This window comes from Candidatus Binatia bacterium (genome assembly GCA_036563615.1).
Taxonomy (GTDB): domain Bacteria; phylum Desulfobacterota; class Binatia; order UBA12015; family UBA12015; genus DATCMB01.
Window position 1 is genome coordinate 253,707 of sequence record DATCMB010000009.1, and the last position, 10,595, is coordinate 264,301.

A 10,595-nucleotide genomic window follows, 5' to 3' on the forward strand; every position below is an offset into this window, starting at 1 on the left:
CCGTCCGCGATCGGAGGAGCATTGGGACACGAGACGTCCGGAAAGTTCACCCGCAAGAAGCGCCAGGGAGAGGCGCCGCTCGACCTCGACGCGATCTTCGAGGCGATCCACTTCCGTGAGTTCAAGATCCTGCTGAAGCCCGAGGCCTTCTCGGACCTCGAGCGCGACGCCCGCGACTACTGGAAGCTCGCCAAGTCGGTCGCGCGTCAGGTGCCGGCGCTGATCGACGAGAGCCCGCGCAGCGACGTGCCGCGCGTGCGCGAGGTGACGTTCTTCGACACGCCGCGCTTCGACCTCTACCGCCGCTCGTACATCCTGCGCCGGCGGACGCCGTACAAGAAGGGCGAGCCGGGCGAGAAGTTCGAGCTCACGCTCAAGTTCCGCCATCCCGACCCCGACCTCGCGTGGCGCACCTCGGTCGCCTGCGCGAAGGGGCTGCCCGGGATCATGAAGTTCAAGGAGGAGCTGCTGCTGGTCGCGAGCCAGCTCGGCGGCATGCGCAGCGTCTTCTCGCACACCTGCCAGCTCAAGAATCAGGCGATGAAGCTCGGCACGACGCTCGGCGACTTCACGCGCATCTTCCCGTCGCTCGCCGCGGTGAAGCTCGCGAAGGGGACGCGCATCGCCCCGGTCAGCAAGGTCGGCATCGAGGAGGTCCTGTTCGAGCTCGGCGTCATCCACTTCGGCGGCGGGCGCAACGCCAAGGCCGACATCGCGGTGTGGCGCGAGCGCGAGACCGGTCGCGTGCTGATCGGCGAGTTCGCGTTCGAGACCGCGTTCAAGCACTACGGGCGCATGCACCCGCGCCCGAAGCACCGCTCGGAGCGCTTCTACCGCCTGCTGCAGCGCGAGACCGGCGCCTGGGTCGACCTCGGCAGCACCAAGACGGCGCTCGCCTACGCGCTGTCCGGCAAGAAGATCGACCATGAGGAATGAGCTGCTGCGCCGGCCCGAGGCGCACGAGGGTCCGGGCGGCGCCGAGGAGACCCGCGCCGCGAAGGCCGCGGCGACGCAGGGCGACGGCTCGCTCGCGGCGCAAGCGGCGCCCGCGCCGGCGGTCGGCGAGTGCCCCTCGCTGTGGCGGCTGTTCCGCGTCTTCCTGGTGCTCGGCGCGACCAGCTTCGGCGGCGGCGTCGTCGCCTACCTGCGTCAAGCACTGGTGGTGCGCGAGCGCTGGCTCGACGACGAGACCTTCCTCTCCGGGCTCGAGCTCGCGCAGACGCTTCCCGGTCTCAACGCGACCAACATGAGCGTCTACGTCGGCGAGCGTCTGCGCGGCGTGCCGGGCGCGCTGGTCGCCTGCCTCGGCATGATGCTGCCGGGCTCGGTGATCGTGCTGCTGCTCGGCGTGCTGTACGCGGGGCATCATCATCTGCCCGACGTCGCGCTGGTGCTGGGCGGCGTCGGCGCGGCGGCGGTCGGCTTGACGCTCGCGACCACGCTGCAGATCGGCCGCAAGCAGCTCGTGAAGCCGCTCGACCTGTCGCTGATCGTGCTGACCTTCGTCGTGATCGGCGTTCTGCGCGTGCCGCTGCCGATCGCGCTGCTGACGATCGGTCCGCTCGGCGTGTGGCTCTACCGGCCGCGCCGCGGCGCTGGCGCGGCGAGCGAGCCGGGCGCGACGAGCGGCGGCCCGGGCGCCGCGGACGGCACGAGTGGCGCGGCGGGCGCTGCGGGCGGCACGAGCGGCGCCGGCGCGGCGAGCGCACCCGACGAGAGCCCGCGATGACGCTGCTGACGATCCTCTGGGTGTTCGGCGCGCTGTCGCTGATGGCGGTCGGCGGCGGCACCGCGGTGCTGCCCGAGATGAAAGCGCTGACCGTGACCTCGCACCACTGGCTCAGCGCCGAGCAGTTCGGCCAGATCTACAGCCTCGGCCAGCTCGCGCCCGGGCCGAACATGCTGATGGTGTCGGTGATCGGCTACCGCGTCGCCGGCTTGCCGGGCGCGCTCGCGGCGCTCGTCGGCTTCTTCCTGCCCGCGGGGGTGGTGATGTTCGCCACCGGGCGTGTGTGGGATCGCTTCGCGGACTCGCCCTGGAAGGTCGCGCTGCAGCGCGGGCTCGCGCCGCTCACGATCGGCCTGATGCTCGCCGGCACCTGGGTGCTGGCGAAGGCGGTGATCGCGGGGCCGACCACGGCCGTGATCGCCGTCGTGGTGACCGTGATCCTGCTCGTGCGCCACATCAACCCGGTGTTCCTGATCCTCGCGGGCGGCGTCGCGAGCTGGGTCGTCGGGGGCTGAGCGCTCCGCACGGCGAGCCCCACGACGTGAGGCTCCGTCTCACGCCCTTCCCGTCGAAACGGCACGAGCCGGACGAAGGGGGGAGAAGGATCGTGAGAACGAAGGCTTTCGTCCTTTGGTCGGGCGCCTGGCTCCTGGCGGCGACGCTCCTCGGGGCGCCGCCCGCGGCGGCGCAGCTGCGCTGCGGCGACGTGGTCGCGAAGGGCGCGCACGTCGTCCTGCAGGGCAACCTGAGTTGCGACGACCAGGAGGCCGAGCTCGTGGTGAACGGCCCCGCGGTGGTCGATCTGAACGGCTCACGATCGACTGCGTCGATCGCAACGGCAACGGCGTCGTCACGGCCACGGGCGTGAAGCTCGACGGCGCGCGCGGTGCTGCGCAACGGCACCGTGCGCGGCTGCCGGGTCGGCCTGCAGCTGCTCGGCACCGGTCGCCACGTGGTCGAGGGCGTGTCGGTGCTCTTCACGGCGAGCGACGGCGTCAGCGTCGAGAGCGACCGCAACCGCGTGCAGGACGTTTCGGTCATGCTCGGCGGTCGGACGGCCTTCGTCGTGCGCGGCACGAGGCGAACGTCCTGCTGGGCAACCTCGCGACCGGCAACCAGGGCGGCTTCGAGATCGACGAGAAAAGCCGCCTCGAGCGGAACGCCGCGAGCGGCTTCGAGTTCACGGGCTTCCGGGTGATCGGGACAAGGCGCTGCTGCGGCAGAACCGCGCCCTGGGCGGTCGTGCAGCGCTGCACCGCGAAGGATGCGCTCCGCGACGGCTTTCTCGTGCAGGGCGAACGGAACCGGGTGCTGCAGAGCCGCGCGGAAGGCTGCGCTCGAGGCATCCGGGTGTCGTCCTCGGCGCGCGCGACCGCCGTGGCCCGTTCGACGGCGCTCGGCGACGCCGAGCGAGATCTGGTCGACGACGCCGCGGACTGCGGCGGCACCCGCTGGCGCAACGACACCTTCGGCACGAGCAACCAGGGCTGCATCAAGTAGCGAATCGCCGGGGAGCGCTCGCTCCCCGGCGGCGCGGGCGGCGCACGTCGGCCGCGCCGCGCCCTGCGCGACGCGCGTCGAGCACGGCGCCCGGCCGTCGGGCCGCGCTCGTCCGCGTCAGGCGGCCGCTTCGGCGAGCACGCGCAGCGCGTTGATGTCCGACGTCGCGGCGAGGATCGTCGTCACCGGACTCTTCTTCCACACCTGCAGGCGCTCGCGGATGCGCTCCTTCGGGCCGACCAGCGAGATCTCGTCGGCGAACTCGTCGGGCACCGCAGCGGCGGCCTCGTCGCGCTTGCCGGCGAAGAACAGCTCCTGGATCTTGTCCGCCGCCTCCTCGTAGCCCATGCGGCGCACGAGGTTGGCGTGGAAGTTCTTCTCCTTCGCGCCCATGCCGCCGATGTAGAACGCGAGCATGTACTTGACGGGCAGCAGCGCTTGCTTGACGTCGTCGTGCACGTTGATGGTGACGGGGCACGCGATCTCGAAGCCCGGCTTCGCGGTGGCGAGCGGGTCGGCGTACACCTCGGGGCGGAACGGCGTGTAGTAGAGCGGCAGCCAGCCGTCGCAGAGCTCGGCCGCGAGCGCGATGTTCTTCGGTCCCTCGGCGCCGAGGTAGATCGGCACGTGGCTGCGCAGCGGCTTGGTGATCAGCTTGAGCGGCTTGCCGAGCCCGGTGCCGCCCTCGTACGGCAGCTGGTAGTGCTTGCCCTTGAAGGTCACCGGACCTTCACGGCGCAGCATCGTGCGCAGCAGTGTGATGAACTCGCGCGTGCGCCCGAGCGGCTTCGGGAACGGCTGCCCGTACCAGCCCTCGACGACCTGCGGCCCGGACACGCCGAGGCCGAGGATCACCCGGCCGCCGGTCAGATGGTCGAGCGTCATCACGGTCATCGCGACGCAGGCCGGCGTGCGCGCCGAGATCTGCAGGATGCCGGTGCCGAGCTTGATCTTCGAGGTGCGCGCGCCGATCCAGGCGAGCGGCGTGATCGCGTCCGAGCCGTAGGCCTCGGCCGTCCACACCGAGTCGTAGCCGAGCCGCTCCGCCTCCTGCGCGAGCGCCGTGGGATCCTGCGGTCCGAACATCCAGTAGCCGACCATCAGTCCGAGCTTCATGGCGGGCTGCTTATCCGCTGCATCGCGGATTGGAAAGCGCGCGGCGCGCCTACGCGTCCGGGGACGTGCGTACCGGCTGTCGCTCGTGCGTCGCGCGCGGTGCGATCGCGAAGGTCGCGAACTTTGCATTGACCGCCGTTCGACGATCGCAGTACGTTCGCCGCCTCGCCCCATGCCGGATCCGGTGCTCGGGCTTCCTCCCTTCGAGCTCGGCGCGAGAACGGGGACGCTGACCTCGGGAGGACGGGTGCGGCGGCTGCGCCCCAAGGCGGCGGCGGTGCTGCGCTACCTGGTCGAGCACGCGGGCGAGGTCTGCACGCACGAGGATCTGCGCGCGGCGCTGTGGCCGGGCCTCCGCGTCACGTCGGGCGTGCTCAAGGTGTACGTCTGGGAGATCCGTCAAGCACTGCGCGAGAGCCGGCACGCGCCGCGCTTCGTGCAGACGATCCCGCAACGCGGCTACCCCTGGATCGCCCCCGTCGCGATCGCGACCGAAGGCGAAGGCGAGCGACGCCGCGGCGAGCGCCACGAGGGCGGCGCGCTCGTCGGACGCCGCGCGGAGCTCGCGACGTTCCACCGACATCTCGAAGACGCGCTCGGGGGCGCGCGGCAGATCGTGTTCGTCACCGGCGAGCCCGGGATCGGCAAGACGACGCTGGTCGAGGCCTTCCTGCGCGCGGTCGGGAAGCGTCGCGACGTGCGGATCGCGTCGGGGCAGTGCATCGAGCGAGCTGCCGCTCCCGTTCCTCGGCGAGGACGACGTCGCTTCCTATTTAATTTAATGGTGCGCCTGCCGGGGCTGCCCGAGGCGCAGGCCCCGCTGCGCGAGCTCGCCCGCGCGATCCACCTCCGTACCGAGGGCAATCCGCTCTTCCTGGTGAACGCGGGCTTCGCCGGCACGAAGACGCTGCACGCGCGCTTCGCCGGCACGTCGGACCTCTCGAGTCGAGCGCCTCGATCGGCGTCGAGGTGGTCGCAGGCGGCGAGCCGGTCGGCCCGGTCGGCGACCACAAGTGCTACGTCGTGCGCACCAAGACCGGCACGCCACGCTTCACGAAGATCCCCGGCGTCCGCATCGAGGACGAGTTCGACGTGCTCGTCGGCGACGTCGGGCGCGAGCGGCAGCTCTGCAACCCGGCGTCGATCGACGACGCCCCGGTTGAGGATCCGACGCAGCTCGCGTGCTACGCGCTGCGCCCGCTCTCGGACGAGCGGCCGGTCACGCCTCCCGACCTGACGATCCGCAACCGCTTCGGCGAGCAGACCGTCCGCTTCCGCCCTGGCGCGGGTCAGCAGACGCTCTGCGTGCAGGCGGAGGCGCACCTCGCCGGCGACGACGCCGACGACGTCACGCTCGACGAACGGGGCTTCCGTACCTCGCCTGCTACAAGCTGAGCCAGGTGCCCGGTCAGCCCGCGTTCCGTCCGCCGGGCACGATCGAGCTCACGAGCGAGCTCGGCGCGCTGACCATCGAGGTGCGCAACGCACAGCGCACCCTCTGCGTCCCGAGCGAGCGCAGCTAGCGCGATCACGCCGTCCGGTCCACGTTGCGTCAACCTTCGAGCGCTGCTCTAGTCTGCGCCCGACGCACGCGATGGCCGGACGGCTCGCCTGCGCCGCGACCGTCGCCTCGCGCAAGAGGAGGACTCCCCATGTCGCCAGGTCGCATGGTCGCTGGTTGCTTGACGCTCGCCCTCGTCGTGCTGGGCGGGGCTGCGGGTGCGCTCGCGCAGACGCCGTCGGGATCGACGCTGTCGCCCGACCTGCAGAGCTACCTCGTCAACAAGGACCTCGGCGCCGAGCGCTGGACGATCAACCTGAACCTCTTCTCGCAGGACCCGAACGACGTCATCAACGTCACCGGCAACATCTTCCGCAGCGACGGCGGTCCGGCGAGTTTCGTCTCGTGTCTCGTGCGCGCCGACTCGACCGGCACGCTCACCGACCCCGACAGCATCTTCCGCTTCTCGTGCAGCGGCACCGACGCGTGCGCGACGACCGCGGAGGACTGCGCTCGCCAGAGCTGGGTGCTGATCTCCGACGACGTACCGGTGCCGGCGAGCTTCTTCCTGCCGCCGGACGGCCTCGGCACGCTGCCGCCTTCGGACGGCGTCGCGCGCGCCGCCCTCGGCGCGGCGGGATGGTCGCCGCCGCGCGCGCCGGCGGCCGAGGTCGGGGTGATCGAGCGTCTCGTCGCCTACGCGCGCGAAGCGCTCGACGACTTCCGGCGCTGGGTCGTCGCGCAGCGCGACTACGACTTCGCCTTCCTGCGGCCGCAGGCCGCGTTCGCCCAGGCCGGCGCCGCGCGCGGCGCGACGCTCACCCCCGACCGGCTGAACTACCTGGTCACCAAGGACGTCGGCAGCGAGCGCTGGTCGATCTCGTTCAGCCTCGAGCCGACGCTCAGCGAGGACGGTCTGGTGGTGAATCGCGTGCTGAGCGTGACCGGCAACGTCTACCAGTCCGACGGCAGCCCGCCGAGCTTCGTCTACTGCGTGATCAACGAGGGCTCGGGCGGCACGCTCGAGGACCCGACGAGCGAGTTCCGCTTCGCCTGCTCGGGCGCGAGCGCGTGCGAGACCACCGCCGCCGAGTGCGCGCAGACCGGCTGGACGCTGATCAACGAGAACGTCGCGCTGCAGGCGAGCTTCTTCCTGCCGCCCGAGGGCCTGCCCGCGACGCCGCAGTCCGATCCCGAGATCCTGGTCATCGGCCGGACGTCGGATCCGCCGTCGATCGTCGTGCAGGAATTTTCGACGGCGCAGAGCATCGCCGCGGACGGACCGGCCGGCGCCTGCCCCGAGGGCGTGGTGTGCTCGGTCGCGACGCTCGGCTCGTGCACGGACGTCGAGGGCGTCGTGGTGAACGTCGAGGGCTTCGGCTGCGGCTGCCAGATCACCGATCCGTCGCCGTCGTGCATCGGCTGCGGCGGTGGCGCGACCGGTCAGTGCGGCGCCGCCTGCGAGTTCCAGGCGGGCAACGCCACCGCGCGCGGCACGTGTCTGCCATTCGACTACGAGAGCGAGGAGTGCGCCTGCTTCGCGGTCGGCGCGGGCCAGCAGCAGACGGTGCAGGGCTGCGGCGGCGTGCTGCACGCCGTCTGCCCGGACGGCGGTTGCTGCGCGACCGACCCGCGCGGCTCGTGCGACACGCTGGGCGGCCTCGTCGAGTGCCCGGGCGTGTGCACGGTCGGCAACGGCTCCTGCTTCAGCGGCGATTGACGTTCTTGACGGACTGACCTAAGCGGAGGGCACGTGGGGTGGGGCGGACCTCCGCCCGCGTGCCCCGATGGGAGGTGGGTCATGCCTGGTCGGTCGTGGTTCGCCGCGGCGTCGCTCGCCGCCATGGTCGCGCTCGTGACGTCGGCGCAGCCGGCGCTGGGTCAGGATGCCGGCTCGACGCTGTCGCCGGACTTCCGCAGCTACCTGGTCAACAAGGACCTCGGTCCCGAGCGCTGGACCATCAATCTCAATCTCTACGCTCGCAGCGTCCGCGCCATCACCAACATCACGGGCAACATCTTCCGCAGCGACGGCGGGCCCGCGAGCTTCGTCACCTGCTTCGTGCGTGCGGACTCGACCGGCTCGCTCGAGGATCCGGAAAGCGTCTTCCGCCTGTCGTGCAGCGGCGGCGACGCCTGCACCACCACCGCCGAGGAGTGCGCGCGCACCGGCTGGACGCTGATCGACGACGACGTTCGCGTGCCGGCGAGCTTCTTCCTGCCGCCGGACGGCAACGGCTCGGCGGCGGGAGGCGTTCACTCGGACGAGGCCGACGCCTTCCTCGACGACCTGATCGCGCGTCTGTCGGCGGCGCTCGCCGAGGCGCGGCGCTTCGCGGTGACGCGCGGCGCGCAGCTCGCGCGTCCGCGCAGCGCCTGGGCGCAGGCGAACCCGCGCGGCGCGACGCTGTCGGCGGACCGCATGAACTACCTCGTCAGCAAGGACGTCGGCAGCGAGCGCTGGGCGATCTCCTACAGCCTCGAGCCGGTGATCCTCTCCGAGGGCGGCCTCGGGCGTAGGTTCTTGTCGGTGACCGGCAACGTCTACCAGGCCGACGGCTCGCCGCCGGCGTTCGTCTACTGCACCGAGCGCGAGGACTCGACGGGCACGCTCTCCGACCCGACGAGCATCATGCGCTTCAGCTGCCAGGGCGCGTCGGCGTGCGCGACGACCGCCGCCGAGTGCGCGCAGACCGGCTGGACGCTGATCAACGACGACGTCGCGCTGCAGGCGAGCTTCTTCCTGCCGCCCGAGGGCCTGCCCGCGGCGCCGCAGTCGGATCCGGAGATCCTGGTGATCGGCCGCACGTCGGATCCGCCGTCGATCGCCTCGAGCGAGTTCGTCCTCGAGGGCGAGAACGGCACGGAGTCGAGCGGGCAGGGCGCGACCGCGCGTCCGGCGGGCGCGTGCCCCGAGGACGCGGTCTGCTTCGTGCCGCAGCTCGGCTCCTGCGAGAACGTGCAGGGTCGCGTGGTCGACGTCGAGGACTTCGGCTGCGCCTGCCTCGTCGAGGAGGTGCCGACCTCGTGCATCGGCTGCACGAGCGCGTCCGAGCAGTGCGGCACCGAGTGCGACTACCCGGTCGGCGACGCGACGGCGCGCGGCATCTGCATGCCGTTCAACGCCTTCGTCGACGAGTGCGTCTGCTACGCGATCGGCGCCGGCGAGGAGCTGCCGACGCAGGGCTGCGGTGGCCCGATGCAGCTGCCGTGCTCCGGCGACCGCTGCTGCGTCAACGATCCGCGCGGCTCGTGCTTGACGCTCGGTGGCGAGGTGTCGTGTCCGGGCGTCTGCGTCGCGGCGGACGGCTGCGACACCGAGACTCAGCAGTGCGGCTTCTGCATGGCGCCGCCCGGCGCGCCGACCCCGACGCCGACGCCCGACGAGACGCCGACGCCGACTCCGGAGCCGAGTCCGACGCCGACCGCAACGCCGACGCCGACCACGACGGCCGCGACGCCGACGCCCGACGGAACGCCGAGCCCGACGCCGAGCGCGAGCCCGACGCCGACGCCCACGCCGATCCCGATCTGCCTGCCGGCCGGGGCCCAGTGCGACCCCGGCGCGGAGCCGTTCTGCTGCGGGAACCTCGTGTGCCTCCAGGAGGCCGGGATCGGCTTCATCTGCGTCGCCGGGTCGCTGCCCTAGAAGGGCGCGCGACAGGGGTTGTCGAGCGGCTCGTGCTCGGCGAGCAGCGCCGCGGCGCGCGCGATGCGGGCGCGCGGGTTCGGCGGCGCGTCGCGCTCGGTGAGCGTCGCGGGCACGGTCTGCGGGCAGGCGCCGGCGTCGCCCGGAATGCGCCGCGGCGGCAGCGGCTCGCCGGGGACGAGCGGCGCGCCGCTCGCGTCGAGGCCGAGCGAGGCGAGCAGCCCCGGGATGCCGAAGTCGCCGGTCCACTTGTACGGGCGCTTCGCGCGCGCCGGGTCGTCGACCAGCTCGCCGTCGCGCGCGACGAACAGCGGACGGTTGTCGCCCGGCGCGTAGAGCCGCGCCCAGCAGCCCGGCGCGATCGCCGAGCGCACGAACCAGCCGACGGCGTCCGGCACGGCGGCGCACCAGCGCCGGTCGCCGGTCGCGCGCGCGAGCGCGAGGAGCGCGTCGAGCATCTCGCGCGACTCCCACGCGGCGTAGCCCGGCGGCTCGAAGCGGCGTCCCGGAGCGGGGCGGCCGTCGGCCTCGTACTGCTGCGCCCACGCGGCCTGCGGTCGCGCGCCCTGCACGCGCAGCAGCCACGCGCCGCCGCGCTCCGCCGCGGCGAGCAGGTCCGGTCGGCCGAGCACGCGCGCGCCGACGAGCAGCGCCTCGATCGGACCGGATGTCGCGGCGTCGTTGGTGCTCGGCAGGTCCTCGAAGCTCGGCGACACGAAGCGCAGGAAGCGCGGCACGCGCCAGGTGAGCGGCCAGCCGCCCTCCGGAAGCTGCGCGGCGAGCAGCAGGTCGAAGGCGCGCTCGGCGGCGTCGCGGTACGAGCGCTCGCCGGTCGCGTCGTAGAGCTCCGCGAGGAAGCGCGCCGCGCCCGAGGTGACGTCGTCGTCGAGCGCCGTCCAGCGGTTCAGCAGCCGGAACCACCACGCGAGGCGCTTGCCGTGCACCGGCATCTCCGACGCCCAGCCGCCCGACGACAGCTGGGTCGCGACCAAGAGGTCGCCGGCGCGGCGCGCAGCGTCGAGCAGCCGTGGCTCGCCGGTCACGCGGTACGCGGCGAGCAGCACCAGACCCGCGGCGGGCGTGCCGGGGCTGCGCAGCAC

General features: G+C 72.5%; 11 protein-coding genes. 9 read left to right on the top strand and 2 right to left on the bottom strand.

Annotated elements, in window-relative coordinates; all coding sequences use genetic code 11:
- Positions 1-21: 21 nt before the first annotated feature.
- The 5 genes from VIS07_08875 (at position 22) to VIS07_08895 (ending at position 3,229) form a co-directional block, all read left to right on the top strand.
- The gene (locus tag VIS07_08875; GenBank protein ID HEY8515614.1) at positions 22-936 is read left to right on the top strand and encodes a hypothetical protein; all 915 of its coding nucleotides are present in this window, start codon (positions 22-24) and stop codon (positions 934-936) included.
- Positions 926-1,729 carry a chromate transporter gene (locus tag VIS07_08880; GenBank protein HEY8515615.1) on the top strand — a complete coding sequence of 268 codons (804 nt, stop codon included), beginning with the start codon at positions 926-928 and terminating at the stop codon, positions 1,727-1,729. Before VIS07_08875 ends, VIS07_08880 begins: the two co-directional genes overlap by 11 nt.
- On the top strand, positions 1,726-2,244 hold the full coding sequence (locus VIS07_08885) for a chromate transporter (GenBank protein ID HEY8515616.1): 519 nt from the start codon (positions 1,726-1,728) through the stop codon (positions 2,242-2,244). The genes VIS07_08880 and VIS07_08885 overlap by 4 nt, the downstream gene beginning before the upstream one ends.
- A 92-nt stretch (positions 2,245-2,336) precedes the next feature.
- Entirely contained in the window at positions 2,337-2,597 is a 261-nt protein-coding gene (locus VIS07_08890; protein HEY8515617.1) for a hypothetical protein, read from the top strand.
- On the top strand, positions 2,594-3,229 hold the full coding sequence (locus tag VIS07_08895; protein ID HEY8515618.1) for a hypothetical protein: 636 nt from the start codon (positions 2,594-2,596) through the stop codon (positions 3,227-3,229). Before VIS07_08890 ends, VIS07_08895 begins: the two co-directional genes overlap by 4 nt.
- Before the next feature lie 117 nt (positions 3,230-3,346).
- On the opposite strand, the gene VIS07_08900 is transcribed toward VIS07_08895, so the two are convergent.
- Positions 3,347-4,345 (bottom strand): LLM class F420-dependent oxidoreductase, encoded by a 999-nt coding sequence (locus VIS07_08900; GenBank protein ID HEY8515619.1) that lies wholly within the window; start codon positions 4,343-4,345, stop codon positions 3,347-3,349.
- 969 nt (positions 4,346-5,314) lie between these two features.
- Here VIS07_08900 and VIS07_08905 point away from each other — a divergent pair.
- The 4 genes from VIS07_08905 (at position 5,315) to VIS07_08920 (ending at position 9,495) form a co-directional block, all read left to right on the top strand.
- The gene (locus VIS07_08905; protein ID HEY8515620.1) at positions 5,315-5,740 is read left to right on the top strand and encodes a hypothetical protein; all 426 of its coding nucleotides are present in this window, start codon (positions 5,315-5,317) and stop codon (positions 5,738-5,740) included.
- Positions 5,741-5,745: 5 nt separating this feature from the next.
- Positions 5,746-5,868, top strand: a complete 123-nt coding sequence (locus tag VIS07_08910; protein ID HEY8515621.1) for a hypothetical protein — start codon at positions 5,746-5,748, stop codon at positions 5,866-5,868.
- A 129-nt stretch (positions 5,869-5,997) separates the two neighbouring features.
- Positions 5,998-7,566, top strand: a complete 1,569-nt coding sequence (locus tag VIS07_08915) for a hypothetical protein (GenBank protein HEY8515622.1) — start codon at positions 5,998-6,000, stop codon at positions 7,564-7,566.
- A gap of 81 nt (positions 7,567-7,647) precedes the next feature.
- Positions 7,648-9,495: a hypothetical protein gene (locus tag VIS07_08920; GenBank protein ID HEY8515623.1), complete on the top strand. Its 1,848-nt coding sequence runs from the start codon at positions 7,648-7,650 to the stop codon at positions 9,493-9,495.
- Here VIS07_08920 and VIS07_08925 read toward each other — a convergent pair.
- Positions 9,492-10,595, bottom strand: a 1,104-nt coding sequence (locus VIS07_08925; GenBank protein HEY8515624.1) for a pectate lyase, incomplete at its 5' end; no start/stop codon positions are given. The two genes, VIS07_08920 and VIS07_08925, sit on opposite strands and share 4 nt — an antisense overlap.

Coding starts and splice junctions, on each gene's coding strand:
- VIS07_08880 (HEY8515615.1), top strand. CDS start 926: ATGAGGAATGAGCTGCTGCGCCGGCCCGAGGCGCACGAGGGTCCGGGC.
- VIS07_08885 (HEY8515616.1), top strand. CDS start 1,726: ATGACGCTGCTGACGATCCTCTGGGTGTTCGGCGCGCTGTCGCTGATG.
- VIS07_08900 (HEY8515619.1), bottom strand. CDS start 4,345: ATGAAGCTCGGACTGATGGTCGGCTACTGGATGTTCGGACCGCAGGAT.
- VIS07_08915 (HEY8515622.1), top strand. CDS start 5,998: ATGTCGCCAGGTCGCATGGTCGCTGGTTGCTTGACGCTCGCCCTCGTC.
- VIS07_08920 (HEY8515623.1), top strand. CDS start 7,648: ATGCCTGGTCGGTCGTGGTTCGCCGCGGCGTCGCTCGCCGCCATGGTC.